Genomic DNA, 25,108 nt, shown 5'->3' with positions numbered 1-25,108 from the left:
CCCATTTTATCCACGTTGTGACGGGTGCCAGAACGTCACGACCTTCTCGATGCCTGCGACAAGGCCATAAAAGGCGGTACCGGCAAGCGCGGCCACCACGATCTCGGCCCAGACCATATCAAGCGACAGCTGACCCACGCTGGTGGAAATCCGAAAGCCCATCCCCACGATTGGCGAGCCAAAGAACTCGGCCACAATGGCTCCAATCAAAGCCAAAGTTGTCGAGATCTTCAACCCGTTGAAAATGAAAGGCATCGCCGCAGGCAAACGAAGTTTTATAAAACTCTGCCAATAGGTTGCAGCGTAAGTCTCCATCAGGTCGCGCTGCATCGCCGCGGCTTCACGCAGACCGGCCACTGTGTTGACCAGCATCGGAAAGAACACCATCACAACGACCACAGCCGCTTTGGAATGCCAATCAAACCCAAACCACATAACCAGGATAGGTGCCGTTCCAACGATGGGAAGTGCCGCCACGAAATTCCCGACAGGCAACAGCCCAAGGCGCAGAAAGTCCCACCGATCCACGGCAATGGCCATAAGAAACGCTGACCCGCAGCCGATGATATAGCCGCTGAGCGCACCTTTCAGGATGGTCTGAACAAAATCCGCCCACAAAATGTCAAGGCTATCGGCAAAGCGTAACGCGATAGCTGACGGCGCGGGCAGGATGACCAGCGGCACCTCAAGCCCCCGAACCAACAACTCCCACGCGCCGACAACAGTCAGCCCAAAAATCACCGGTGCCAGAATGCGTACGATCTGACTGTCCGCGTGAGGTCCACTGGCCAGGCGGCTGTTCAACCACCAGCCAAAAGCCCACAGCAGCAGAGCAAAGATAACAAATATCATTGCGCCATCCCCATTCGCTTCAAGACCATTCGTTCAATCAGTCCGAGCAACCCGACCAAACAGGCGGCCAGGATGGCCGCTGCGAACAAGGCCGACCAGATCTGAACCGTCTGACCATAGTAACTGCCCGCGAGCAGACGCGCACCCAGCCCTGCAACGGCCCCTGTCGGCAACTCTCCCACGATCGCGCCTACCAAAGAGGCAGCAATACCGATTTTCAAAGATGTGAACAGGTAAGGCATCGACGCAGGCAGGCGCAGTTTCCAAAAACCCTGCGAGAGGCTAGCACTATAGGTTCGCAACAGGTCCAACTGCATAGTGTCGGGACTACGCAACCCTTTGACCATGCCAACGACCACCGGAAAGAAGCTGAGATAGGCTGAGATGATCGCCTTGGGAATGATCCCCTGAACGCCAACCGAATACAGGACGACGATGATCATTGGTGCCAACGCAATAATGGGGATCGTCTGGCTCACGATGGCCCAGGGCATGACCGACAAATCCATCACGCGGCTATGCACGATGCCGACTGCCAGCAGAATACCCAACCCGGTACCGATCACAAAGCCAAGCATCGTCGCGCTGAGCGTCACCCAACCATGATAGATAAGCGATCGTTTCGAGGTGACTTTCTTCTCAATCGTCGTTTCCCACAGTTCAATCACAACCTGATGGGGCGAAGGCAAGCGGGGTTTTTTCTGTTCCCAAGCGACAGGGATCGCAAACGTGTTGCCTGCAACCAGCCCGATTTCCCCCAAATCGCGGCGCGCGCTTGCGGTGGGCGGCTGCACCTCGGCCCCGCCACGCTCAAGCTCACTCAGAACACCTTTGATATTCATCGGCACACAGGCCACGTACCAGATCAGAGCAATTGCAACGACAACAGTGAGTACGGCAACGATCTGCTTCATGCGTGCCACTCCATCCGAAAGACAGGCACGGTGTCAGGAGGTACAGGAGGTTCTTCCGCGGTCACCTCAAACCCTTCGCGACGATAAAAGCGTTGCGCAGCGGTGTTGGGTCTGTGCGTTGTCAGCCAGAGAAAATTTCTGCCCTCTTTTGCTTTGTCGACAAAGCGCTTGCCAATGCCTTGTCCCGTCCGACCACAATACAACGCTCCGATTTTATTGAGCGCGGGATCCACTGACATATAGCAATCAACCGGATCACCAGCGACCCAGATTTCACGGCTGTCGAACGCATCACCGATCATGGTCGAGAGTTCTTCCACCGGTAGTTCCTCTGGCATCCAATCCGTTTGCATGGCCCAATTGTGCACGACCGTGGCGCAGGCAATCACGTCTTCAGGCACCGCGCGCCGGATTCGATCTGCGTTCAGTTCAGTCGTCATAAGAATGCCCTGCTCTCAAGCCATCGCGCACACGGTGGGCAACTTCTATGAACTCCGGCGTATCCCGAATGTCCAATGGCCGTTCCTTGGGCAACGGGCTGTCGATCACATCGGTGATTCGGCCCGGCCTTGGACTCATGACCACGATTTTGGTGCTCAGGTATACTGCCTCGGGGATCGAATGGGTCACAAACCCAATCGTCTTTTCAGTGCGGGCCCAAAGCGCCAGCAGCTGTTCGTTCAGGTGATCGCGTACGATTTCATCCAAGGCGCCAAAGGGTTCATCCATCAGCAGGATATCAGCATCAAAGGCAAGGGCTCGTGCAATGCTGGCCCGCTGTTGCATGCCGCCTGAAAGTTGCCAGGGGAACTTGCCGCCAAACCCTTCAAGATCAACCAGTTTCAGGACGTTTTTAACTTGCTCTTCCTGCTCAGCCGCCGAATAGCCCATGATCTCAAGCGGCAGTTTGATGTTCTTTGCAATGGTCCGCCAAGGATACAGACCCGCCGCTTGAAACACATACCCATAGGCCCGGTTCCGTCGCGCCTCATCCGGGGTCATCCCGTTTACCGTCAGCGTTCCCCCCGTCGGGGTTTCCAACGCCGCGATACAGCGCAGAAATGTGGTCTTGCCACAGCCCGAAGGGCCAATGAAGCTGACGAAATCGCCTTTGTCGATGGTCAGGTTCACATCCTTGAGCGCGTGAACGGGCCCGTCGTTGGTCTGGAACGTCAGGTCCAGTTGCCTTGCCTCGATGACGGGCTGGGTCGTGCTTGCAGTATTCATTCTAGTGCCTTGAAAAGAGTGGTGTTAGGGCTGCCTGCGCAGCAGCCCAAACTGATCAAACCCCGGTTGCCGGGATACCCGTCCGTTCAACCGGTCTCGGCGCGGTCAGTTCTTTCCAGGTGCTCAGCGCCTTGTGCACATGCGTATTGGCTTCACGCGCCACGAACTTCCCGTGCCCCTCCTGAGTCCTGATCTCACCATCATGCACGGCCACCGCACCACGGGTCAGCGTGAACCGCGGCAACCCGCGCACTTCCTTGCCCTCAAAGACGTTGTAGTCGATCGATGATTGCTGCGTCTCAGCCGAAATCACCTTGGCCTTGTTTGGATCCCAAACCACCAGATCAGCATCAGCGCCGACCAGAACCGCACCCTTTTTAGGGTAGCAATTCAATATCTTGGCGATGTTTGTTGATGTGACAGCGACAAATTCGTTCGGCGTCAGTCGCCCCGTATTCACACCATAGGTCCACAGCATGGGCATTCGGTCTTCCAACCCTCCGGTCCCGTTCGGAATCTTGGTGAAATCACCAACGCCATAGCGTTTTTGCTCAGTCGTAAACGCACAATGGTCCGTCGCCACAACGCTCAGCGTTCCAGATTGCAAACCGTTCCACAGGCTGTCCTGATGCTGCTTGTTGCGGAACGGAGGGCTCATGACTCGCCGCGCTGCGTGTTCCCAGTCGTGATGGAAATACTCGCTCTCATCCAGGGTCAGATGCTGGATCAGGGGCTCGCCCCATACCCGCTTGCCATGCATCTTGGCGCGACGAATGGCTTCATGCGCCTCTTCGCAAGACGTATGCACCACATAAAGAGGAACGCCTGCCATATCCGCAATCATGATGGCCCGGTTCGTCGCCTCACCTTCTACCTGCGGCGGACGGGAATAGGCGTGCGCCTCTGGCCCGGTATTGCCCTCTGCCAGCAGTTTGGCGCTCAACTCGGCCACGACATCGCCGTTTTCGGCATGGACCATTGCGGTTCCACCCAATTCGGCCAGACGCTTGAATGACGCAAACAGCTCATCATCATTCACCATCAGCGCGCCTTTATAGGCCATGAAGTGCTTGAAGGTGTTGATGCCCCGCGTCTCAATCACGGTCTTGATGTCGTTGAACACCTGCTCGCCCCACCACGTCACCGCCATATGGAACGAATAATCACAATTCGCCCGCGTCGATTTGTTATCCCAGCGCTTCAACGCATCAAGCAAGCTTTCCCCCGGGTTGGGCAGCGCAAAATCCACCACCATTGTCGTGCCACCAGCCAAAGCCGCGCGCGTGCCGCTTTCGAAATCGTCGCTGGAGTACGTGCCCATGAACGGCATTTCCAGATGGGTATGAGGATCGATCCCGCCCGGCATCACATAACAACCGGTGGCGTCCAACTCTTTGTCACCCTTCAGATCCATCCCAATCTCGGTGATCACGCCACCTTCGATCAGGACGTCCGCTTTGTACGACAAATCAGCAGTGACGACGGTTCCGTTCTTGATAACTGTGCTCATTTCAAACTCCCTGATGCGGTCTGCGCCGCTTGCTTCATCTGGCTAAAAATACCTCGGGGGAGTCGCCCATCGGGCGACGGGGGCAGAGCCCCCTATTCCACGATCTCAGCCGTCTCGACGACCGCGTGCAACAGGACATCCGCCCCGGCTGCCGCCCAGTCCTTACTGATCTCTTCAGCCTCATTGTGGCTCAAACCATCTACGCATGGGCACATGATCATCGCGGTTGGCGCCACGCGGTTGATCCAACAGGCGTCATGCCCGGCACCCGAGATGATGTCCGTATGCGAATAGCCCAACCGCTCAGCCGCGTTGCGTACGGCGGACACACAACTATCATCGAATTTCACCGGATCGAATCCACCAACTTTTTCGAATTCGATCTGCAAGCCCATGTCTTCCACAATGTCTTCGGCCGCCACCCGCAGGCGGTTCTCCATGTCCGTGATCACATCCAATTCGGGCGAGCGGAAATCGACCGTGAATACCACCTTGCCCGGGATCACGTTGCGTGAGTTCGGATAGACATCGATATGACCAGCCGCACCCACCGCATGAGGCGCATGAGACCAGGCAATCTCGTCCACTTTCTCCAGAATGCGCGCCATTGCCAGCCCGGCATTCTTTCGCATCGGCATCGGGGTTGACCCGGTGTGGGCATCCTTGCCGGTCACCGTGATCTGGGTCCAGCTCAGCCCCTGCCCGTGCGTGACAACGCCAATATCCTTACCTTCAGCCTCCAATATCGGGCCTTGTTCGATATGCAGCTCAAAGAACGCGTGCATTTTCCGTGCGCCAACTTCTTCATCGCCACGCCAGCCGATGCGGTTCAGTTCATCTCCAAACTTCTTGCCCTCGGCATCCTCGCGTTCATACGCCCAATCCTGCGTGTGCATTCCCGCGAACACCCCCGAAGACAGCATGGCGGGCGCATATCGCGTGCCCTCTTCATTGGTCCAATTGGTCGCCACGATCGGGTGCTTTGTTTTGATCCCAAGATCGTTGAGGGTCCGGATGATTTCCAGTCCCCCCAAAACGCCCAAGACACCATCGTACTTCCCGCCCGTCGGCTGCGTATCCAGATGCGATCCGACATAAACCGGCAACGCGTCAGGGTCCGTCCCTTCGCGGTGGGCGAACATGTTGCCCATCTGGTCCAATCCCATAGAACAGCCCGCTTCTTCGCACCATTTCTGGAACAGGGCGCGGCCTTCTGCGTCCTCGTCCGTCAGCGTTTGGCGGTTGTTGCCGCCGGCCACACCGGGGCCGATCTTGGCCATCTCCATCAGGCTGTCCCACAACCTGTCGCCATTGATCCTGAGATTCTGCGCCGGAGCTGCCATGTTCATCTTCCCTGTTTGCTTGCGATTTGGCTCGCTTTTGGTGTCTTGATTTGACCATCTGGTCAAACTCACGCTATCACGGGTTCGAGATCAGTCAAGAAATTGCGCGGCACAGCTTGAATTTTCACTGAATTCCGCGCCTATAGTCGAAAAAAGAGACACGCTGAAAACATGCCGAAAGACCGCGCACCGACTCGCATTCAGAAAAAGAACCGTGCTGCGATCCTCGAGGCCGCCCTGAACGTGTTTTCAGCCCACGGGTTTCGTGGATCGACCGTGGATCAGATTGCCGCAGAGGCAGGACTGAGCAAACCAAACCTGCTGTACTATTTCCCGTCGAAAGAGGCGATCCACACCGAGCTGCTGTCCGGCCTTCTGGAAACCTGGCTGGCCCCCTTGCACGATCTGGACCAGGATGGCGATCCGATGGAGGAAATCCTGGCCTATATTCGGCGCAAGCTGCAAATGAGTCAGGAGTTACCACGCGAAAGCCGCCTTTTTGCCAATGAACTGGTGCAGGGCGCGCCGCGTATCCACGAGGCTTTGTCCAAGGATCTCAAGGAACTGGTTGACGAAAAAACCGTGATCCTGACGCGCTGGATGGATCAGGGCAAAATCGCGCGGGTGCACCCCTATCACCTGATGTTTTCGATCTGGGCGCTGACGCAGCACTACGCAGATTTCGAAGTTCAGGTGCGTGCGATCTTGGGGGAAGAGGATCCGTTTGAAGGGGCCGACCCTTTTGTGGACACCCTGTACCGAAAGCTTTTGACCCCTTGAAAAAAGGGGCCGCAAGAACGGCCCCTTGATGATCTTTCCAAATCGGTTCATTCGGCCGCCTTGGCCATCGGATTGTTCGGATGCGTCGTCCAGTTCGCATAGGTCGGCTGCACCTCTTTACCTGTGCGCGGATCGACCTCACCCGGTGCCATCGGCACCATCGAGATACAGTCTTCAACCGGGCACACGTCGACGCACAAGTTGCACGCCACGCATTCTTCGTCGATCACTTCGAACACGCGGTCCTCCGACATCGAAATCGCCTGGTGGCTGGTGTCTTCGCATGCCGCATAACAGCGACCACATTTGATGCACTGATCCTGATCGATCTTTGCCTTTGCGATGTAGTTCAGGTTCAGATACTGCCAATCGGTGACGTTGGGTACGGCACGACCGATTACTTCGTCGATGCTGCTGTATCCTTTTTCATCCATCCATTCGGACAGACCGGCGGTCAGTTCGTCGATGATCTTGAAGCCATAGGTCATTGCAGCGGTGCAAACCTGCACCGTGCCACAACCCAATGAGATGAACTCGGCCGCATCGCGCCATGTGGTGACGCCGCCAATACCGGAAATCGGCAGACCATGCGTTGCCTCGGCCCGCGCGATCTCGGACACCATCGACAGGGCAATCGGTTTCACTGCGGGACCGCAATAGCCACCATGGCTGCCCTTGCCGTCGATTGAGGGTTCGGGGCTGAACGTATCCAGGTTGACGCTTGTGATTGAGTTGATCGTGTTGATCAGCGACACGGCGTCCGCGCCACCGTTCTTTGCCGCAGCTGCAGGTTTGCGGATATCGGTGATGTTCGGCGTCAGCTTCACGATGACCGGGCGGTCGTAGTACTGCTTACACCACCGCGTCACCATTTCGATGTATTCCGGCACCTGCCCGACGGCCGAGCCCATGCCGCGCTCGCTCATACCGTGCGGGCAGCCAAAGTTCAGTTCGATCCCATCCGCGCCGGTTTCAGCAACGCGTGGCAGGATAGCCTTCCAAGCCGCTTCCTCGCACGGCACCATGATCGAAGCGATCAGCGCGCGATCCGGGTAATCGGCCTTGACCCGCGCCATTTCCTCGAGGTTCACCTCCAATGGCCGGTCTGTGATCAATTCGATGTTGTTCAAACCAAGCAACCGCCGATCCGCGCCGTAAATCGCTCCATAGCGCGGGCCGTTCACGTTCACGACCGGAGGGCCCTCGGACCCTAACGTTTTCCAAACCACACCGCCCCATCCGGCCTCGAAGGCGCGGCGAACGTTGTATTCCTTGTCGGTCGGCGGCGCAGAGGCCAGCCAGTAGGGATTGGGGCTGGAAATGCCCAGAAAGTTTGTCGTCAGATCGGCCATGGCTTCTCCCTTCCCGGCTCAGCCGGATTTTTTGAATATCATTTCAGTCGGGCGAATGCGCCCGGCTTTGAGGTTTGTGACGTAGTTTTGGAATTTCTCGGGCGCCGTCTCGCCCATCATCAGATGAATCCCCAGCGGCGCGGGGCCGCTTTCAGCGATCTTGGCAAAGACATCTTCGAAGAACTGTATCGCGAAATCGGTGCGGTCGGTTTCGGTCTCAAGTTCCAGCCCCGCCGCTTCGGCTGCGTCTTTGTACACATCTGGCGCGTGCACGAACGAAGTCTCCGGCAACGTGGACCAGGGAAGCGGGAAAGCCAGGGGTTCATCGACGTCTCCGCCCATGACATCGAACAGGGCAAAGGTTCCGCCCGTGGCCAGCGCCCGCGACACTTCCGCAAACAGTCCGGCCTTGTCTTCGATGTTCATGCCCACATGCATCATGACAGCCAGGTCAAACCCGGCATCTGGCACAGGCATGTCCAAGGCACTGCCCACATGAAAAGTGGCCTTTTCCGAATGCCCGACCAGATTGCTCAACGCGGTGGCCGTTTCAACAAATTCGGGTGTCAGATCGACTCCGGTAACCATCGAGTCATAACGGTCCACGATATAACGCGAAGTGCCCCCGATCCCGCATCCCACATCCAGAACACGGGTTGCATGGGTCGGCGACAGTTGCGCAAACAGGTTGTCGGTCGCCAGAACACCGCCCGTATGGAACTCGTCCCCTGCCTTCAGATCAGCAACGGTGGCCGCATCCGGGTCAATACCGCTGGCTTCTAGCGCCGCACGGACGCGTTCGGTCAGGGCACCGGTGGTGTAGTGTTGAGCAACAGCTTGTTCGATCTGGGACATGAGAATACCTCAGCAGCGAAAGGAATGGGGTGAATACCCCACCCTATCACGAAACGAGTGTCGCGTGGATGTCCATCGCCGCATCCCGGCCTTCGGCAACTGCGGTTACGGTCAGGTCTTCGCCCCCTGCCGCACAGTCCCCACCAGCCCAGACACCCGACATTGAGGTGCGCCCGGCCCCGGTGACAGCAATCTTATTGCCGTCAAGCGAAAGCCCTTCGGGTGCGCCATCCAGCGTCTGACCGATGGCTTTGAGCACCTGATCTGCTGGCAAACGGATCGTCTCTCCGGTGCCCGTAAGCTGACCGTTCTGGCTGGAGGTGTATTCCAGTTCGATCTCGGCAGCAGTTCCGTTTCCATGCACGGCCACCGGCTGCACATTGGTCAGAATCCGAACGCCGTGCGAGGCCGCAAGGTCCTGCTCATAGCGGCTTGCTCCCATGGCGTCGCGGCCGCGGCGGTAGGCAATTGTAACGTGTTCCGCGCCCAGCAACTTGGATTTCACAGCAGCATCCACAGCCGTCATGCCGCCACCAATGACGACGACGTTGCGACCAACGGGCAGGTTTGCAAGATCGTCGGCCTGCCGCACGTCCGAGATGAAATCAACAGCAGCACGCACGCCATCCTTGTCGCCCCCCCCAGCGCGCAGGGCGTTCACCCCAGCCAGACCGATGGACAGGAATACCGCGTCGTAATTCTCAAGCAGACCATCCAGCGAGATACTGTCACCCAGCACCGATCCGGTCTCGATCGCGATCCCGCCGATTTTCAGCAACCAGTCCACCTCGGCCTGTGCAAAATCGTTGGTCGATTTGTAAGCAGCGATCCCATATTCGTTCAGGCCGCCCGGCTTGGGCTTGCTTTCATGAATCACGACGTCATGGCCTAACATGGCCAGACGGTGCGCGCAGGCCAAACCGGCAGGTCCTGCCCCAACAACAGCAACAGTCTTGCCCGTAGGCGCCGCCCTTTCGAACGGATGCGCGCCAGAGGCCATGATGTCATCGGTCGCAAAACGTTGCAGGCGTCCGATCTCAACCGGCTTGCCTTCGGCCGCTTCGCGCACACAGGCTTCTTCGCAAAGGGTTTCGGTTGGACAGACCCGAGCGCACATGCCGCCCAGAATGTTCTGTTCCAGAATGGTCCGCCCTGCCGATTGTGGTTGTCCCGCCTGAATCTGGCGAATGAACAACGGAATATCGATATCCGTCGGACACGCGGTCACGCATGGTGCGTCATAGCAGAAATAGCATCGATCAGCGGCAACGGCGGCCTCATGCGGGGCCAGTGGCGGATGCAGATCGGTGAAATTCGAGGTCAGCTCATCGCTGGAAAGCCGCCCAGCAACGATGCCGGGTGCCATCTGGCCCTGTGCCATCACTCTACTCCCTGTAGATATGTTTGTTATGACCTCAGCTTGCCACAAAAAAAAATTTTATCAATTGGTAAAATTTATCAAATGGTCAAAAAATTGAAAAACCGGACCAAAAGACCCGGTTTCCTGTGGTTTTGCATAATTTTGAGGCGAAGACCCTCAGATCATTCCGCCGAGATGACCGGATTTGGTCCAAACCCGTGCGCCATCCGGCCCTGCAATCGCCTGCGTGCGCGTACCCGGCGGCAGGCGCAACCAGTCCCATTTGGCAAAGTGTTCGCCGCCCTCGGAAAAGCCACCGGCGATGACAAAGATCTCCATCCCCTCACCTGCATCCAATTCGATCTTGTCCCCTGCAGCCCAGCTTTGCACGTGAACATCTTCATGATCGTCTTTGAACAGATGCAGATCAGCCTCACCGTTCACAGACTTGTGCACCTCGGTCCGATCTTGCGGATCGAACTGGTGGAGCTTGACCAGAATGGTCGCCCCTTGAGCGGCAGATGGGGTATGAGACGACGTTGGCGGGTTGCGCACATAACTTCCAACAGGAAAGTCCCCGGTTTCATCCTGAAAGACACCGTCAAGAACCAGATACTCCTCTCCACCATCATGCGTGTGTGCAGAAAACGCGCTGCCGGGTGCAAAGCGGACAATAGTCGTAGCGCGGGCGACCTCTTCGCCGATGCGATCCAGCATTTTCCGCTCGACCCCTGCGGCCGGGGACGCAATCCATTCGGTTTGGTCAAAATGAACCGCAACCCGTTTCGTGAAATCCGCGTTGATCCGCATGTTCGCCCCTTTCATCTAACGACCGTGATAGAAATGGGATCTTATACTGGAATTGCAAATTTTCGGCTTTTGACGGCTTGGGTCAGGTGTTGTACTCCGAGACGAAGGGTGCGGGGTCGCGCACCTATCGGGAACAGGCGCAGATGCAGGCAAATCCACAGAAATTTAACATCGCAGTTGTCGGGCAAAACAACCGCCTGCAGTACGAGGCCCTGTTGTTTGCCGCATCGTTGCGTCACAGCTCACCGCAATTTGAAGGCAGGCTGTTTGTCGCCACGCCCAACCCGGGGCCGCGTTGGAATCAAAACCCCAGCATTCAGGACGAAGACGTTCTAAAGGCGCTGAAACAGTTGGACGCCGAAGTCCTGCCATTCGACTCGCATGTCTTTGGAGAAAGCTATCCCTACGGCAACAAGATCGAGGCTCTGTTGGCCTTGCCAGAGGGCGAGCCGTTTGTGTTCTTTGACACCGACACATTGATCACCGGAGACATCGCACGCGTACCTTTTGATTTCGACCGCCCCGGCGCGTCGCTGAAGGTTGAAGGAACATGGCCAAAGCCAACACTCTACGGCCCTGGCTTCGATGGCATCTGGCGCGCGCTGTACCAGCGGTTCGGGCTGGATTTCGAAAGCTCATTGGATACTAGCCAACCGCATGATTACTGGCGGCGATATCTGTATTTCAACGCGGGCTATTTCTTTTTCAATTGCCCCAGGGTTTTTGGCGAACGATATCTGGACTATGCCAGAACGATCCGAGACGCGCATATTCCCGAACTGACGGGCCAGAACCTGGATCCATGGCTGGATCAGGCCGCTCTGCCCCTTGTGGTACATTCGTTGGGAGGAGGTCGGGATGCGCTGCCCGACGGTTTGCTCGACGGCTTTGTCAGTTGTCACTACCGCCTTTTCCCCCTGCTCTACGCCCGTGAAAGCGACCATGTGATCGACGTTTTGGAAACCGTTGTGGCACCGAACAAGGTCAAGAAAGTGCTCAAGCAATATGATCCGCTGAAAAAGCTGGTCCTGCAGGGGAAAGGCGCGAAAATTCGCGCCCTGTTTGATCAGGACAACCTGCCGCGGCGCGAACAGGCCATTCGCAACACGATCAAAAGCAAAGGGCTTTGGCTGCGCTGACAGGATCGTTGTGCGCAAGCGCGCATTCACCTAAAGATTCAGCAACACAAATTCCAACAGGAGATTTTCAAGATGTCTGACGGCCCCACCTACGGTTTCGACACGCTGCAGATTCACGCGGGCGCCCGCCCCGACCCGGCGACCGGAGCGCGCCAGACACCTATCTATCAGACCACAGCTTACGTGTTTCGCGATGCCGATCACGCGGCGGCCTTGTTCAACCTGCAAGAAGTGGGCTTCATCTATTCCCGCCTGACCAACCCAACCGTCGCCGTTCTACAGGAACGTGTAGCGACGCTTGAAGGCGGCGTTGGGGCCGTGTGTTGCTCGTCCGGTCACGCAGCACAGATCATGGCACTGTTCCCCTTGATGGGACCGGGCTGCAACGTTGTCGCCTCGACCCGACTGTACGGTGGCACGGTCACGCAATTCAGCCAGACGATCAAACGCTTTGGCTGGTCGGCCAAGTTTGTCGACACTGACGATCTGGACGCGGTGAAGGACGCCATCGACGAAAACACCCGTGCTGTGTTCTGTGAATCCATCGCCAATCCCGGCGGTTATGTCACTGATATCCGCGCCTTAGCGGACGTTGCTGATGCGGCGGGTATTCCGCTGATCGTCGACAACACCGCGGCCACTCCCTATCTGTGCCGACCCATTGAACACGGTGCGACGCTGGTTGTGCACTCGACCACCAAATATCTGACCGGCAACGGTACAGTCACCGGCGGCTGCGTCGTGGATTCGGGCAAGTTTGACTGGTCCGCAAATAACAAGTTCCCCTCGCTCAGCGAACCCGAGCCTGCCTATCACGGATTGAAATTCCACGAAACATTTGGCCCGCTGGCGTTCACCTTCCACGGCATCGCCATCGGTCTGCGCGATCTGGGTATGACCATGAACCCGCAAGCCGCGCATTATACGCTGATGGGGATTGAAACCCTGTCACTGCGGATGGAACGCCACGTTGAGAACGCCCAGAAGATCGCGGCCTGGCTGGAAGCGGATGACCGCGTTGAATACGTCACCTATGCGGGTCTGCCCTCGTCGCCCTATCACGACCGGGTCAAGTCGCAATACAAACGCGGAGCCGGTGCGCTGTTCACCTTTGCCGTTAAAGGTGGCTATGACGCCTGCATCAAGCTGGTCAACGCGCTGGAAATCTTCAGCCATGTGGCCAACCTGGGCGATGCGCGCTCGTTGATTATCCACTCGGCCTCCACCACCCACCGTCAGTTGACCCCGGAACAGCAAGAAGCCGCTGGCGCAGGTCCGGGTGTTGTGCGCGTGTCCATCGGGATCGAGGACGCAAACGACCTGATCGCCGATCTGGATCAGGCCCTGTCCAAGGCCAGCGCCTGACGATGGCCGGGCACGACACTAACGACCTTGGCCAGCCCATCGGCCTGCCGGTTTCGGGCGAATTTCCACGCCCGACCCCGCCGTATACTCCGATGGAAGGACGGTATTGTTCTGTCGTGCCTTTGGACGTGAACAGGCATGCGCCCAGACTTTTCCGGGCGTTTGCCAATGACAGGGATGGTCGCAACTGGACGTATCTGCCCTACGGCCCTTTCGACAACGAGCCTGCGTTCGAAGATTGGACCCGCGCCACCTGCATGGATGCGGACCCGATGTTTCACACCGTACTGGACGGCAATGACGTACCGATTGGTATGGCCTCGTACCTGAGGATCGAGCCCGCTGCAGGCGCAATCGAGGTGGGGCATATCCACTTCTCGCCCCTGTTGCAGCGCAAACCGCAATCCACCGAAGTCATGTATCTGATGATGAAGCGGGTGTTCGATGAATTGGGCTATCGCCGCTATGAATGGAAGTGTGATGCTCTGAATGCGCCATCGTGCAGCGCGGCAGAGCGGCTGGGCTTTACCTTTGAGGGGATTTTCAGGCAAGCGACCCATTACAAAGGGCGCAACCGGGATACTGCGTGGTATTCAATCATCGACAGCGAATGGCCGCGCATTCGGGATGCGTTCGAAGCCTGGCTTTCACCGGACAATTTCGACGCTGCGGGCCAACAACGCAAACCGCTGATGGCCCGTGCAAAATCTTGATTTTAGTCCGAAATCTCGAATTCCATCGAGACACTGACCGAGACTGAGACCTCTCCGCCTGCAACAGGAACCCCGCCTGCACCGGCCATGCTCATGGCGCGCATCTCGGCCATTGGGCGGACACCGGCCACACGTTCCGAAATTGTCTGGACCGGGCCAAGCGTGACACCGGCCGCCTGCGCCAGTTGCTCGGCCTTGGCAGTGGCTTCTCCAACAGCTTGCGCTCGGGCCTGCGCCTCAAGCGGTTTCGGGTCCTGCACACCAAAGCTCAGCCCGCCAAAGTCATTGGCGCCGTCCTGGATGACCGCATCCATGATCGCTCCCAACTGTGTCAGATCGCGCACACGCACAAACACTCGGTTCGACGCGGTAAACCCTGTGATCTCGGGCTTTTCCCCATTCTGCCCATGCCGCCCCGACCAAACCGGTGACAGTGACAAATCACGGGTCTGAACATCCCGGTCTTCGATGCCCATATCGGCCAACCGCGCCAGGACTTTGGCAACCGCATCCGACGTTGCCTGCATGGCCGCTCCGGCCTCAGCGTTTTCGTTGGTCACACCCAGCGTGATCGTCGCCATGTCGGGCGCAACTTGCACCGTTCCGGTGGCGTCCACGGTGATGCGACGTTCTTCCGCATGGGCTGCGCCTGCGGCTGTTGCTGCCATCATCGCAGCCAGAAAAGCGAATGTCTTCAAGGTTATCACTCCAATTTACTCTGTCTCAAAATGGGTTGTCGCCCCATGGCCATGCAAGAGCAGACCCAGCCTTTTTCTTTCCCTCGGCGGGTTCCTGCTTTATTGTCGGTCTGCGAACACAAAGTCGTTTGCATTGACGCTGATAATTATGGTTCCTCCGGATTATGAAACCTGCCTTTGCGCTGTCTTTTTCAACAACCGGAATCTTACTGCACCACCAATCGGAGGGGGATTGGTACGCCATTGGCTCGATTCCATTGGACGCGCAGGATTTGCCCGAGCAAATGCAGGCGTTGCGGGAAAAAGCATTTGCGCTGGAAAATGACCTGAGCTGCAAGATCGTCTTGCCACCTGATCAGGTGCGCTTTCTGGACGTCGAAACAGATGATTTGCCTGACGCGGACCGGACGGCCCGGATTGAGGCGGCGCTGTCCGATGCGACCCCTTACGCTCTGTCCGACCTCAGCTATGACAGCCAGACCACCGGCGGCACAACCCATGTCGCCGCCGTAGCCAAAGAGACATTAGCCGAAGCGCGGACCTTCGCCGTGGGTCATGGTTTTGTGCCGACAGTGTTCACCTCGGAAGAAGGTGCAAGCGCTTTCCCGCGAGAACCTGAGTTTACAGAACAGACCGATCAACCTGAGCCGTCCCTAACGACGCAGCCTCCGGAAACTATTGAAACGGTCCCGCCCCAAGAAGATGACGCTTCCGATCTGCCAGCTCATCCCATTGCGGGCAAAGCGGCACCGGATACGTTCCGCGCGCCGGACGTATCCCCGGCCGCACGTGCCACAGCTCAACCTGCCTCAAGGCGCTTTGCCATTCCCGCCTTTGCCGCCGTGGTTTTGCTTGGCGGCGTATTTGGCGCGTGGCTGGCCTCGGGCCCCTCTGAGCCGCCAGAGCAAGCCGCGCTGACCCCGATTGCTCCGGACGTATCAGAGCCGCAGCCCGAGGCCCCCGCTGATCCGTTGCCCGAGGTTGCGACAGTCGAGCCCGAGCAGAGCCCCCTCGCCGAACCGGCTTTAGAACAGGCCGAGGAACAGACCGAACAAGCTCAGCCAAACCCATTTGAGTCGGCTGTATCGGAGCCGGAGCCCGTCGTTGATTCGACGCCCGAAATAGCAGCCGTCGATCCCCAGCAAAGCGCGTCCCCGGAGCCACAAGTTGACGAGGCCCGCGAGCAGCCCGAGCTATCTCCTACGGATGCGGCGATCCTTGAGGCGCTCAAAGTCGCGCCAACACCGGTCGAGCCGATTGCTCAAGACCCGGAAGCTCCAAAGGAGGTCCTTGCGGAAACAGGAGTTGACGTAACGCCTCCCGCACCCCTGCAAGAGCCTGAAGCCGTTGAGCCGGAAGACCTTTATCTGACGTCAATCGACAAATCTGATCTGTCCAATGATGCTGTGGCATTGCCGCCTGCATCAAGCTTCGACACGGACGCGCCGTTCAGCCAAGAGGGATTGCCCAGTGCTGCAGGCACGCGGTTCGATCTGGATGATCGGGGGCTTGTTGTCGCCACGCCTGAAGGTGCTTTGAACCCGGAAGGCATCACAGTCTATTTGGGTCGTCCATCCAAGGTGCCACCGCAAGCTCCGCTGCGGTTCGAGGAAGAACCTGTTGTTGAAGAGGTCGACGAAAGGCTGGCGGGGCTACGCCCTAGACCGCGCCCAGAAAACCTTGAAGAGACGTTTGAACGTCAGCAGCTTGGCGGCCAGTCGCTGGAGGAACTTGCTGGAAAACGACCCAAAGCGCGCCCTGCGGGCCTGGAAGCCCCAGAAGAGGTCGAAGTACCTGTCGCCGAGCTGGACATTATGCGCGTCCCCCGCCCCAAGGCGCGACCGGCAGGACTGGTTGCTGCCAGACCGACCGTTGCGAAGCCGTCCACTTTGGCATCAACTGCGGCATTGGTAGAAAACTCTGACGACGCGGGATCATTTCAGCCCAAAGCCGTTGCGCCTAAGATCCCGTCAACCGCGTCAGTGGCCCGACAGGCGACAATCGACAACGCCATCAACCTGCGCAAGCTGAACCTGATCGGGGTCTATGGCACGCCTGCCAATCGTCGCGCCTTGGTGCGCTTGCCCAGCGGTCGTTACAAGAAATTGAAAGTCGGGGATCGCATTGACGGCGGCAAGGTCATCGCCATCAGTGACAGCGAACTGCGCTATCAGAAAAAGGGCCGCAACGTGACGCTTTCGATGCCCCGCAGCTGATCGCTAGTAGGGAGAAAAACGCCGGAGATTACCCCGGCGTTTCGCGAAAATGTCAGGCGGCAGAGATTTCGCCGCTTTCGATCTGCTCACGTTCGATGGATTCGAACAGGGCCTGGAAATTGCCCTCGCCAAAACCGTCATCCCCTTTGCGCTGGATAAACTCAAAGAAGATCGGGCCGATCACGGTCTTTGAGAAGATCTGAAGCAGAATGCGGGTTTCGCCGCCATCCACGACACCCTCACCGTCGATCAGAATGCCGTGCTTCATCATGTGATCCAACGGCTCGTCATGATCCGTTACGCGATCTTTCGACATCTCGTAATAGGCGCGGTTCGGGCCGGGCATGAACTTCAAACCATTCTCGGCAATCGCGTCGGTTGAGGCATAGATGTCTTCGCTGCCCACAGCGATGTGTTGAATCCCTTCGCCCTTGTACTTCTTGAGGTACGACACGATCTGCCCGGTCTCGCCGCGGTCTTCGTTGATCGGAATTCGGATACGGCCACAAGGTGACGTCAAGGCGCGGCTGAACAGCCCTGTGAACTTGCCCTGAATGTCGAAAAAACGAATTTCGCGGAAGTTGAACAAGTCACCGTAGAACTTGAACCATTTGTCCATGTTGCCCTTGTAGACATTGTGGGTCAGGTGATCGAGGTAATAGAATCCCTCACCACGCGGCTTGGATTCCTTGATCCACTCGAATTCCTGATTGTAGGGCGACGTATCGTAATACTGATCGATGAAATAGATCAGCGACCCGCCGATACCCTTGATCGCTGGAACATCCAGCGTTTTGTCTGGTGCATCATAAGGTTCGGCGCCCTTCGATACAGCGTGATCATACGCCTTCTGTGCGTCGACAACACGCCACCCCATCGACGGGGCACATGGACCGTGCTCGGCCACAAATTTATCCGCGAAGCTGTCCGGATCGGCATTCAGGATATAGGTGACATCCCCTTGCTGCCAAAGTTCGACCAGCGGCTTGTCCTTGTGACGGGCCACCAGATCGAAGCCCATCTTGGCGAACAGATCGCGCAGTTCCTGCGGTTCGGGATGAGCAAACTCAACAAACTCAAACCCGTCGGTCCCGGCGGGGTTTTCTTCACTGATCACAGATTTCGGGGCGTTATGCGGGAAAGGACCCATGGCGCGTCTCCTTTGAAGACAGAAAATTTATTGCTGATTCAAAAATATGACTTTCCAGACGCTGTTTCTGCGCATTGTTTTCGTGTAAACTCATAGTATACGCGCAAAACGCGCATGAATTTCAAAGAAACCGGGATTCTTCCGCACGTGTTGGATGCTACTGACAAACGTCTTCTATCTGCCCTGCAAAAGGACGCGCATCTGACCGCGCATCAACTGGGTGAGATGCTGAACCTCTCCCCCAGCCAGGCAGGTCGACGCCGACAACGGCTTGAGGCCGAAGGCTACATCACGGGCTATGCCGCCCGGCTCGATCCGCTGAAGCTTGGTTTGCAGGTGCAAGGATTTGTTCAGGTTCATTTGGGTACACATGGCCCCGAACAATCCCAAAGCTTTGCCCGCATGGTCGATACCCGCCCCGAAATTACCAGCGCCTGGACGATGACAGGAGAGGCAGATTACCTGTTACATGTCTATTGCGACGATCTTTCCGCGCTCAACAGCTTGCTCCATCAGGTCATCCTGCCGCATCCTGCTGTTGCCCGAGTCCAAAGCCAGATAGTCATGGACCAACTGAAACGCGACGCCCCCCTGCCCACCTGAACGGGCTCACGAGGAGACAAATGGACGATTTTCTATATCAGGCTTCGATCTATCTGGCTGCGGCTGTGATCGCGGTGCCTCTGTCCGCAAGGCTGGGGCTGGGGTCGGTACTGGGCTATTTGGCCGCCGGGATCATCATCGGGCCAGTGCTGGGGCTGGTTGGGGCCGAAACGGAAAACCTTCAACATGTCGCCGAATTCGGTGTTGTGATGATGCTGTTCCTGATCGGGCTGGAGCTTGAACCTCGTGCCCTTTGGGACATGCGAGATCGTTTATTGGGCCTGGGCGGCCTTCAGGTTGTGCTGTCTACTGCCGCGATTGCTGCAGTGGCCATGTACGCAAACCACCCATGGTCCGTCGCGTTGGCGGTCGGATTGACCCTGTCGCTGTCATCGACTGCAATCGTCCTGCAGACCCTGTCAGAAAAGGGTCTTATGCAGACAAATGGTGGGCGAGCCACGTTTTCGGTGCTTCTGACACAAGACATTGCAGTTATTCCGATCCTGGCGCTATTGCCGCTGCTGGCTTTGCCCGCGATGCCTCATATCGAAGCAGATGGATCGATTGATCGGGGGGCTGGTGATCTGCACGCAGCGGGCCATCACAGCCTTTCGCTGGTCGAAGGTTTGCCGGGTTGGGCCGTCACTCTGGTCACTCTTGGCGCAATTGCTTTTGTTATTCTGGCAGGCGTCTATCTTACCCGCCCTCTCTTTCGGTTTATCCACGCGACGCGCCTGCGCGAGATGTATACCGCTTTGGCGCTTATGATTGTGGTTGGTATTTCTTTCCTGATGACGCTTGTTGGACTGTCGCCCGCTTTGGGCGCGTTTCTGGCGGGCGTCGTGCTGGCCAGTTCAGAATTTCGCCATGAAATGGAAAGCGACCTTGAACCGTTCAAAGGGCTGTTTCTTGGGCTGTTCTTTATCACGGTTGGGGCCGGGATCGACGTTGCCTATTTCTTCGATGACCCGCTGGACCTGATCGGCTTGGCACTGCTTGTGATCCTTGCAAAAGGGATCATCCTGTTTCTGGTCGGCAAAGCCTTTAAACTACGCGGGCGCGACCATTGGCTGTTCACGCTTGGGTTGGCGCAGGCCGGTGAATTTGGATTTGTGCTGCTGGCCTTTTCCACGCAGCAGAACGTTATCCCGCCTGATCTGTCACAGAAACTGCTGATGATCATTGCCCTGACCATGCTGATCACCCCCCTTCTGTTCATCATCTATGATCTTCTATCTCGGAAAATAGGCGACACCGCCAAAGATCCCGAACCCGACGAGATTGACGAAAAAGGCCCTGTGATCATTGCGGGCATCGGACGGTTTGGTCAGATCGTGAACCGGCTGGTACGCGCCAGCGGTTTCAAAACAGTGGTTCTGGACCATGACATTGAAACCGTTCAATTGATGCGCAGGTTTGGGGTTAAAGGCTTTTTGGGCGACCCGACGCGCCCCGAATTGCTGCGCGCTGCGGGGTTGGAAAAAGCGTCGGTTCTTGTGGCGGCAATGGATGACCACAAGCAGGTGACGCGGCTGGTTGGGTATGCCAGACGGCAGCGCCCCGATCTGCACATTATCGCCCGAGCCCGCGACCGGACCCACGTGTACGAGCTGTATCAGGCGGGGGCCAACGACATTGTCCGTGAATTGTTCGACAGCTCGCTTCGCGCAGGGCGTTATGTTCTGGAGAATATTGGGCTGAGTGAATACGAGGCCGCGCAGGCCGAACAGACCTTTTATCACCACGACCGGACGTCAGTCCGTGATCTGGCCGAGCTCTGGGTTCCCGGAATGCCAACAGCCGAGAACAAGAAATACATCGAGCGCGCTCAGAAGCTGGAAAAGGATCTGGAAACCGCATTGCTTGAACTAGCGGAAGAGCACGCAAAGAAATCTGCCTGACCCAGATTAAACCCTGGGTCAGGCAATACCTTAGCCGTCGGAAACGCCTGCTTCGGCGAATGTTGCCATACCAGAATGGCACGCCACAGCACTTTTGAGAATATTGATCGCCAGCGCCCCGCCAGAGCCTTCGCCCAGACGCAGACCAAGGCTCAGCAACGGGTCCTTGCCCAGCTTTGACAATACGGCCCCATGCGCCGCTTCCGCGCTTTGGTGCCCTGCAATCGCATGATCCAATGCGTTGTCTGAAAGTTTCCAAAGGCAAGCTGCGGCGGCAGTACAAATGAAACCGTCCAGAATAACCGGAATGCGCAGCACGCGCGCGGCGGCAATCGCCCCGGCCATTGCGGCGATCTCGCGCCCTCCCAGGCAGCGCAGAACCTCAAGGCCGTCCTCTGAGGAGTGTTTCGCCACACCCTCAGCCACAACGCGGGTTTTGTTGGCAAGACCTGTGTCATCCACGCCGGTCCCGCGACCGGTCCAATCCTCTGCATCCCCGCCAAACAGCGCGCAGGCGATGGCCGCAGCCGGGGTTGTGTTGCCGATACCCATCTCACCCACAACCAACAGATCGGCCTGCGGATCAACGGCCTGCCAGCCGGTGCGCAATGCGCTCAGCAATTCATCTTCACTCATGGCCGGAGCTTGCGTGAAATCCGCTGTCGGCTTGTCCAGATCCAACGCGTGCACATTCATTATTGCGCCCGCCGCCTTGGCCAGTTGATTGATCGCCGCACCGCCATGTTCAAAGTTCATAACCATCTGCACGGTGACTTCCGGCGGGAAGGCCGATACGCCCTGCGCGGTGACACCGTGGTTTCCGGCAAAGACGATGACCTGCGGGGCTGAGATCTGCGGACGCGCATCCCCGCGCCATCCCGCATACCAGATCGCCAAGTCCTCAAGCCGGCCAAGCGCACCGGGGGGTTTGGTCAGTTGTCCGTTACGCTCGCTCGCGCCTTGCGCCGCAGCGGCATCCGGGCCCGGAGCCGCCGACAGTGCAGCGCGGAACGCGTTCAAATCATTCAGTTCAGGCAGCATGAAAGCCTCATTGCATCAGAGTGGTCCTGTGTGTTTAACCGAAGCACTGAATCCAACAAGACCCCGAAAGGCACGGGCGTGCATAAAAACGACACGAAACTCTTTTCTCTGATGGATATTCCGCTGGCGCTGGTGCTTCTCACCCGCCTGCCCGTGCCGCGTTTGCCTGATCCGGTTTTCTCACGGCAAGCTCAGTCGGTCTGGGCTTTTCCCTTTGTGGGTCTGATCGTCGGAGGGCTTGCCTGCCTTGTGGGGTGGAGCGCGCTTGCATTGGGGCTGCCTGTCATGGCGTCTGCCGGTCTGCTGATGGCCGCACTGATCGCCACAACCGGCGCTATGCACGAGGACGGCCTTGCCGACATGTTCGATGGCCTCTGGGGTGGATTTACCCGCGAACGGCGCCTGGAGATCATGAAGGACAGCCATATCGGGACTTACGGCGTACTTGCCTTGATCCTGTCTCAACTGGTTCGAATCTCGGCCATCTCTGCCTTGCTGACCGCCGGAGCGTTTGGGGCGATCCTGTCCGCCTGCATCGTATCTCGGGCGTTGATGCCTGTGGTGATGACCGGATTACCACAAGCGCGTACGTCAGGCCTGAGCCGTTCGGTCGGCACGCCCGGAGTGACATCCGTCTTAGCAGCCCTGGGGTTGGCCGCAGCACTCGCCCTTCTCTTTCTGGGCGCAGGCGCTATTGTTGCCGTGGTTTTTGCGGCTGGCAGCACAGCAGTCATCGCCCTTATCGCCAAGGCAAAAATTGGTGGTCAGACCGGTGACATTCTGGGGGCCACTCAATTGGTCTCCGAAATTACCTTTCTGCTGACCTGCGTCGCTTTGATTTAAGACGCGCCTCCGGTTTCGATCCGCAAAGTGGCACCGCAGTGTTTGCAATGCACGGCATCAGGATCATGCCGGAACAAACCGCAGCTTGGGCATTTGTGACGGACTTTCTGAGGCATGAAGATAGCCTGCGCCAGTCGCACAAAGAGAGCCACGCCAACCACCATGATGAAGACCGAAAACAGCTTACCACCTGGCGTGGGCAGGGTGATATCGCCAAACCCGGTGGTCGTCAGGGTCGCCATGGTGAAGTAGAGCGCGTCAATATAGGGCGTTTGCGAATCTGCGGGAATAAAGAACACCAGAACGGCGGTCGAAGTTGCAAAGACAAAAACCATGAGGTTAATGGCGGCGATCACCGCGTCTTCGTGGGTGCGGAAGAAATTGCTGTCGCGCCGTAAGTCCCGCAGCAAGTGGTAGGAATGGATCAACCGCAAGGCGCGCAAGATCCGCAAAAACGCAAGGTTGCCCGTCAGGAACGGATCAAGCACCAGGGATACGATAACAACGATATCCGCCAGCGTGTAAATCTGGCGCAACAACTTCCAACGGTCCTTGGCGATCCAAAGCCGCGCTGAGAAATCCAGCAAAATCAGAAAACCAATCAGCAGGCTTGCGACAGTGACGCCCGGCCCGTGAGGAAAATGAGCAGTGGCGACGAAGAAGATGATCGACACAATGTCGAACAGGATCAGGCCGTAGCGAAACCAGACCGAAATCGGGTCATGTCCGATATACAGGTATTTCACCGTTTGCTTCATATCCGCCCTGTATCGTGCTGCATCTAAAGTGAAATTAACGGCAGTTGCACAAATCACCAAGCCACGAAAAAGGCCGCCCCGTTTGGAGCGGCCTCAGGCAGTAATCTGATGCGATCAAGCAGCGCGCGAGGTCAGGACTTCGTCCACCTGCTTCGCGGCCGAAACTTCGCCAGCACCGGACACGGCTGCGACCTCTCGGGTCAGACGCTCTAGCGCGGCTTCATAAAGCTGACGCTCGGAATAGCTCTGCTCGCGCTGATCGTCGGTGCGATGCAAGTCGCGGACAACTTCAGCAATCGAGATCAGATCGCCCGAGTTGATTTTCTGTTCATATTCCTGGGCACGGCGGGACCACATGGCGCGTTTGACCTTGGCCTTGCCCTTCAGTGTCTTCATCGCCTGACTGATAACATCGGGCGAGCTTAGCGACCGCAAACCGGATTCGGTTGCTTTGTTGGTCGGCACGCGCAATGTCATTTTGTCTTTCTCAAATGAGATGACAAACAGTTCGAGCGAAAAGCCCGCAACTTCCTGCTCCTCGATCGAGATGATCTGACCCACACCATGGGCGGGATAGACAACATAGTCGTTGGGGCGGAACTCAAGCTTTTTCGACTTTGTCATTCAGTTTTTTCCTTGCTTGCGGACCGGGACACAGACAACAAAAGCACCACATGCGGGGACTGTCTCAGCCCCGTCAGGCGGCGTTTCTGTCACAAATTCAGAACTCCAAAGTGAGCATACTTTCGGAGTGCATCCCAATCTCGGTCATCATACAGGTCAGGAGTATACCACAAAAATATGACACCCGAAAGTTTACCCTACGGGAATTTTTCGAATTACACGCACCTTCAACGGGTTACTTCGTGAACTTCGTGCCAGACGTCAGGCTGCAGTCGCGAATCGCTTAGCCGCCTTCGCCGGGTGCCTCAGAGAAATACTTCTCCATTTTGCCCTCTTCACCGTCGCGCTCTTCAGCGTCGGGAAGCGGATCTTTCTTAGTCACAATCACCGGCCACTGTTCCGAGAACTTGCGATTGAACTCGACCCATTGCTCCATTCCCGGCTCAGTATCCGGGCGGATTGCGTCTGCCGGGCACTCAGGTTCACAAACGCCACAATCGATGCATTCATCCGGGTGAATAACCAATGTATTCTCACCTTCATAGAAACAGTCCACCGGGCACACTTCGACACAGTCGGTGTATTTGCAGGCGATACAGTTTTCGGTGACAACATAGGTCATGAGCGGATTCCCGTTTGCGGTTTGTGCGATTAGCTAATTCAGTCTGGCCTTCTCTTCAAGATGGGATCAGCGATCTTCTTTGCGAGAAAGATCAAGAGCGCGCCGATCCTTCTTGGTTGGACGACCTTTTCCCTCAAAACCCGGATTCTTAGGCGGTACGTCCTGCTTTTCGGTCATATCGAAATACAGCGTTTGCGCCTCGGGGGCCGGACCACGGCGGTCCCTGAGTTTTTCGATACGCACAACACGCACTATTCGCCCTTGCGGAAAGGTCAGAACGTCACCCGGACCTACAGCCTGCGCCGGTTTCAGCACCCGGGTTCCGTTCAATCTGACATGGCCGCTGCTGACCTGTTTGGCGGCCAGGCTGCGGGTCTTGAAGAACCGCGCCTGCCACAACCATTTGTCGATCCGCAGTTTGGCCTGATCCAT

At 57.3% G+C, this 25,108-nt stretch carries 25 protein-coding genes; 8 read left to right on the top strand and 17 right to left on the bottom strand.

Annotated elements, in window-relative coordinates; genetic code table 11:
• Positions 1-6: 6 nt before the first annotated feature.
• The 6 genes from GOV90_RS01055 to GOV90_RS01030 form a co-directional block, all read right to left on the bottom strand.
• Positions 7-852, bottom strand: a complete 846-nt coding sequence (locus tag GOV90_RS01055) for an ABC transporter permease (protein ID WP_171089492.1) — start codon at positions 850-852, stop codon at positions 7-9.
• Entirely contained in the window at positions 849-1,766 is a 918-nt protein-coding gene (locus GOV90_RS01050) for an ABC transporter permease (protein ID WP_171089490.1), read from the bottom strand. The genes GOV90_RS01055 and GOV90_RS01050 overlap by 4 nt, the downstream gene beginning before the upstream one ends.
• Positions 1,763-2,206, bottom strand: coding sequence for a GNAT family N-acetyltransferase (locus tag GOV90_RS01045; RefSeq protein WP_171089488.1), 444 nt, complete (start codon positions 2,204-2,206; stop codon positions 1,763-1,765). The genes GOV90_RS01050 and GOV90_RS01045 overlap by 4 nt, the downstream gene beginning before the upstream one ends.
• Entirely contained in the window at positions 2,196-2,993 is a 798-nt protein-coding gene (locus GOV90_RS01040) for an ABC transporter ATP-binding protein (protein WP_171089486.1), read from the bottom strand. Before GOV90_RS01040 ends, GOV90_RS01045 begins: the two co-directional genes overlap by 11 nt.
• A 55-nt stretch (positions 2,994-3,048) precedes the next feature.
• Complete coding sequence (hydA, locus tag GOV90_RS01035; protein WP_171089484.1) at positions 3,049-4,503, bottom strand: dihydropyrimidinase; 1,455 nt, start codon at positions 4,501-4,503, stop codon at positions 3,049-3,051.
• A 92-nt stretch (positions 4,504-4,595) separates the two neighbouring features.
• A complete protein-coding gene (locus GOV90_RS01030; protein ID WP_171091138.1) occupies positions 4,596-5,846 on the bottom strand; it encodes a Zn-dependent hydrolase in 1,251 nt (416 codons plus the stop codon).
• Positions 5,847-6,017: 171 nt separating this feature from the next.
• Between GOV90_RS01030 and GOV90_RS01025 the strand changes: the two genes are divergently transcribed.
• Positions 6,018-6,626, top strand: a complete 609-nt coding sequence (locus GOV90_RS01025; protein ID WP_171089482.1) for a TetR family transcriptional regulator C-terminal domain-containing protein — start codon at positions 6,018-6,020, stop codon at positions 6,624-6,626.
• A gap of 47 nt (positions 6,627-6,673) precedes the next feature.
• On the opposite strand, the gene preA is transcribed toward GOV90_RS01025, so the two are convergent.
• The 4 genes from preA to GOV90_RS01005 form a co-directional block, all read right to left on the bottom strand.
• Positions 6,674-7,978, bottom strand: a complete 1,305-nt coding sequence (gene preA / locus GOV90_RS01020; protein WP_171089480.1) for an NAD-dependent dihydropyrimidine dehydrogenase subunit PreA — start codon at positions 7,976-7,978, stop codon at positions 6,674-6,676.
• A gap of 18 nt (positions 7,979-7,996) precedes the next feature.
• Positions 7,997-8,833 (bottom strand): methyltransferase domain-containing protein, encoded by an 837-nt coding sequence (locus GOV90_RS01015; RefSeq protein ID WP_171089477.1) that lies wholly within the window; start codon positions 8,831-8,833, stop codon positions 7,997-7,999.
• A gap of 46 nt (positions 8,834-8,879) precedes the next feature.
• A complete protein-coding gene (locus GOV90_RS01010; RefSeq protein WP_171089476.1) occupies positions 8,880-10,214 on the bottom strand; it encodes an NAD(P)-dependent oxidoreductase in 1,335 nt (444 codons plus the stop codon).
• 156 nt (positions 10,215-10,370) lie between these two features.
• Positions 10,371-11,003, bottom strand: a complete 633-nt coding sequence (locus GOV90_RS01005) for a cupin domain-containing protein (protein WP_171089474.1) — start codon at positions 11,001-11,003, stop codon at positions 10,371-10,373.
• Between the two features lie 143 nt (positions 11,004-11,146).
• On the opposite strand from GOV90_RS01005, the gene GOV90_RS01000 reads away from it, so the two are divergent.
• The 3 genes from GOV90_RS01000 to GOV90_RS00990 all read left to right on the top strand — a co-directional run bounded on the left by GOV90_RS01000 (position 11,147) and on the right by GOV90_RS00990 (position 14,220).
• On the top strand, positions 11,147-12,142 hold the full coding sequence (locus GOV90_RS01000) for a hypothetical protein (RefSeq protein WP_171172818.1): 996 nt from the start codon (positions 11,147-11,149) through the stop codon (positions 12,140-12,142).
• 72 nt (positions 12,143-12,214) lie between these two features.
• A complete protein-coding gene (locus GOV90_RS00995; protein ID WP_171089472.1) occupies positions 12,215-13,507 on the top strand; it encodes an O-acetylhomoserine aminocarboxypropyltransferase/cysteine synthase family protein in 1,293 nt (430 codons plus the stop codon).
• A 2-nt stretch (positions 13,508-13,509) separates the two neighbouring features.
• Entirely contained in the window at positions 13,510-14,220 is a 711-nt protein-coding gene (locus tag GOV90_RS00990) for a GNAT family N-acetyltransferase (protein ID WP_171089470.1), read from the top strand.
• Between the two features lie 2 nt (positions 14,221-14,222).
• On the opposite strand, the gene GOV90_RS00985 is transcribed toward GOV90_RS00990, so the two are convergent.
• A complete protein-coding gene (locus tag GOV90_RS00985; protein WP_371732473.1) occupies positions 14,223-14,927 on the bottom strand; it encodes an SIMPL domain-containing protein in 705 nt (234 codons plus the stop codon).
• Between the two features lie 155 nt (positions 14,928-15,082).
• Between GOV90_RS00985 and GOV90_RS00980 the strand changes: the two genes are divergently transcribed.
• On the top strand, positions 15,083-17,134 hold the full coding sequence (locus tag GOV90_RS00980; protein WP_171089468.1) for a hypothetical protein: 2,052 nt from the start codon (positions 15,083-15,085) through the stop codon (positions 17,132-17,134).
• Positions 17,135-17,186: 52 nt separating this feature from the next.
• Here GOV90_RS00980 and hppD read toward each other — a convergent pair whose 3' ends face one another.
• Positions 17,187-18,284: a 4-hydroxyphenylpyruvate dioxygenase gene (gene hppD / locus GOV90_RS00975; RefSeq protein WP_171089466.1), complete on the bottom strand. Its 1,098-nt coding sequence runs from the start codon at positions 18,282-18,284 to the stop codon at positions 17,187-17,189.
• A gap of 147 nt (positions 18,285-18,431) precedes the next feature.
• Between hppD and GOV90_RS00970 the strand changes: the two genes are divergently transcribed.
• Together GOV90_RS00970 and GOV90_RS00965 are read left to right on the top strand one after the other, a co-directional pair.
• On the top strand, positions 18,432-18,887 hold the full coding sequence (locus GOV90_RS00970) for an Lrp/AsnC family transcriptional regulator (protein ID WP_171091132.1): 456 nt from the start codon (positions 18,432-18,434) through the stop codon (positions 18,885-18,887).
• 20 nt (positions 18,888-18,907) lie between these two features.
• Positions 18,908-20,788 (top strand): monovalent cation:proton antiporter-2 (CPA2) family protein, encoded by a 1,881-nt coding sequence (locus tag GOV90_RS00965; protein WP_171089464.1) that lies wholly within the window; start codon positions 18,908-18,910, stop codon positions 20,786-20,788.
• Positions 20,789-20,818: 30 nt separating this feature from the next.
• Here GOV90_RS00965 and cobT read toward each other — a convergent pair whose 3' ends face one another.
• Positions 20,819-21,829: a nicotinate-nucleotide--dimethylbenzimidazole phosphoribosyltransferase gene (gene cobT / locus GOV90_RS00960; RefSeq protein WP_171089462.1), complete on the bottom strand. Its 1,011-nt coding sequence runs from the start codon at positions 21,827-21,829 to the stop codon at positions 20,819-20,821.
• Between the two features lie 78 nt (positions 21,830-21,907).
• On the opposite strand from cobT, the gene cobS reads away from it, so the two are divergent.
• Positions 21,908-22,672, top strand: a complete 765-nt coding sequence (cobS, locus tag GOV90_RS00955) for an adenosylcobinamide-GDP ribazoletransferase (protein ID WP_256367927.1) — start codon at positions 21,908-21,910, stop codon at positions 22,670-22,672.
• On the opposite strand, the gene GOV90_RS00950 is transcribed toward cobS, so the two are convergent.
• The 4 genes from GOV90_RS00950 to GOV90_RS00935 all read right to left on the bottom strand — a co-directional run bounded on the left by GOV90_RS00950 (position 22,669) and on the right by GOV90_RS00935 (position 25,108).
• The gene (locus tag GOV90_RS00950) at positions 22,669-23,430 is read right to left on the bottom strand and encodes an ion channel (RefSeq protein ID WP_171089459.1); all 762 of its coding nucleotides are present in this window, start codon (positions 23,428-23,430) and stop codon (positions 22,669-22,671) included. The genes cobS and GOV90_RS00950 overlap by 4 nt on opposite strands.
• A 114-nt stretch (positions 23,431-23,544) precedes the next feature.
• Entirely contained in the window at positions 23,545-24,054 is a 510-nt protein-coding gene (locus tag GOV90_RS00945; RefSeq protein ID WP_171089457.1) for a CarD family transcriptional regulator, read from the bottom strand.
• A 283-nt stretch (positions 24,055-24,337) separates the two neighbouring features.
• Positions 24,338-24,676: a ferredoxin FdxA gene (gene fdxA, locus GOV90_RS00940; protein ID WP_074735041.1), complete on the bottom strand. Its 339-nt coding sequence runs from the start codon at positions 24,674-24,676 to the stop codon at positions 24,338-24,340.
• A gap of 66 nt (positions 24,677-24,742) precedes the next feature.
• On the bottom strand, positions 24,743-25,108 hold the full coding sequence (locus GOV90_RS00935; RefSeq protein ID WP_171089455.1) for an RNA-binding S4 domain-containing protein: 366 nt from the start codon (positions 25,106-25,108) through the stop codon (positions 24,743-24,745).

Source organism: Ruegeria sp. HKCCA5929 (assembly GCF_013034525.1).
Taxonomy (GTDB): Bacteria; Pseudomonadota; Alphaproteobacteria; order Rhodobacterales; family Rhodobacteraceae; genus Ruegeria.
This window is presented reverse-complemented; position numbering and strand designations above follow the sequence as displayed.

Bases quoted from the DNA above. Each gene is read 5' to 3' on its own strand.
- GOV90_RS01055 (WP_171089492.1), bottom strand. From the start codon at position 852: ATGATATTTGTTATCTTTGCTCTGCTGCTGTGGGCTTTTGGCTGGTGG.
- GOV90_RS01050 (WP_171089490.1), bottom strand. From the start codon at position 1,766: ATGAAGCAGATCGTTGCCGTACTCACTGTTGTCGTTGCAATTGCTCTG.
- GOV90_RS01045 (WP_171089488.1), bottom strand. From the start codon at position 2,206: ATGACGACTGAACTGAACGCAGATCGAATCCGGCGCGCGGTGCCTGAA.
- GOV90_RS01040 (WP_171089486.1), bottom strand. From the start codon at position 2,993: ATGAATACTGCAAGCACGACCCAGCCCGTCATCGAGGCAAGGCAACTG.
- hydA (WP_171089484.1), bottom strand. From the start codon at position 4,503: ATGAGCACAGTTATCAAGAACGGAACCGTCGTCACTGCTGATTTGTCG.
- GOV90_RS01030 (WP_171091138.1), bottom strand. From the start codon at position 5,846: ATGGCAGCTCCGGCGCAGAATCTCAGGATCAATGGCGACAGGTTGTGG.
- GOV90_RS01025 (WP_171089482.1), top strand. From the start codon at position 6,018: ATGCCGAAAGACCGCGCACCGACTCGCATTCAGAAAAAGAACCGTGCT.
- preA (WP_171089480.1), bottom strand. From the start codon at position 7,978: ATGGCCGATCTGACGACAAACTTTCTGGGCATTTCCAGCCCCAATCCC.
- GOV90_RS01015 (WP_171089477.1), bottom strand. From the start codon at position 8,833: ATGTCCCAGATCGAACAAGCTGTTGCTCAACACTACACCACCGGTGCC.
- GOV90_RS01010 (WP_171089476.1), bottom strand. From the start codon at position 10,214: ATGGCACAGGGCCAGATGGCACCCGGCATCGTTGCTGGGCGGCTTTCC.
- GOV90_RS01005 (WP_171089474.1), bottom strand. From the start codon at position 11,003: ATGCGGATCAACGCGGATTTCACGAAACGGGTTGCGGTTCATTTTGAC.
- GOV90_RS01000 (WP_171172818.1), top strand. From the start codon at position 11,147: ATGCAGGCAAATCCACAGAAATTTAACATCGCAGTTGTCGGGCAAAAC.
- GOV90_RS00995 (WP_171089472.1), top strand. From the start codon at position 12,215: ATGTCTGACGGCCCCACCTACGGTTTCGACACGCTGCAGATTCACGCG.
- GOV90_RS00990 (WP_171089470.1), top strand. From the start codon at position 13,510: ATGGCCGGGCACGACACTAACGACCTTGGCCAGCCCATCGGCCTGCCG.
- GOV90_RS00980 (WP_171089468.1), top strand. From the start codon at position 15,083: ATGAAACCTGCCTTTGCGCTGTCTTTTTCAACAACCGGAATCTTACTG.
- hppD (WP_171089466.1), bottom strand. From the start codon at position 18,284: ATGGGTCCTTTCCCGCATAACGCCCCGAAATCTGTGATCAGTGAAGAA.
- GOV90_RS00965 (WP_171089464.1), top strand. From the start codon at position 18,908: ATGGACGATTTTCTATATCAGGCTTCGATCTATCTGGCTGCGGCTGTG.
- cobT (WP_171089462.1), bottom strand. From the start codon at position 21,829: ATGCTGCCTGAACTGAATGATTTGAACGCGTTCCGCGCTGCACTGTCG.
- GOV90_RS00950 (WP_171089459.1), bottom strand. From the start codon at position 23,430: ATGAAGCAAACGGTGAAATACCTGTATATCGGACATGACCCGATTTCG.
- GOV90_RS00945 (WP_171089457.1), bottom strand. From the start codon at position 24,054: ATGACAAAGTCGAAAAAGCTTGAGTTCCGCCCCAACGACTATGTTGTC.
- fdxA (WP_074735041.1), bottom strand. From the start codon at position 24,676: ATGACCTATGTTGTCACCGAAAACTGTATCGCCTGCAAATACACCGAC.
- GOV90_RS00935 (WP_171089455.1), bottom strand. From the start codon at position 25,108: ATGGATCAGGCCAAACTGCGGATCGACAAATGGTTGTGGCAGGCGCGG.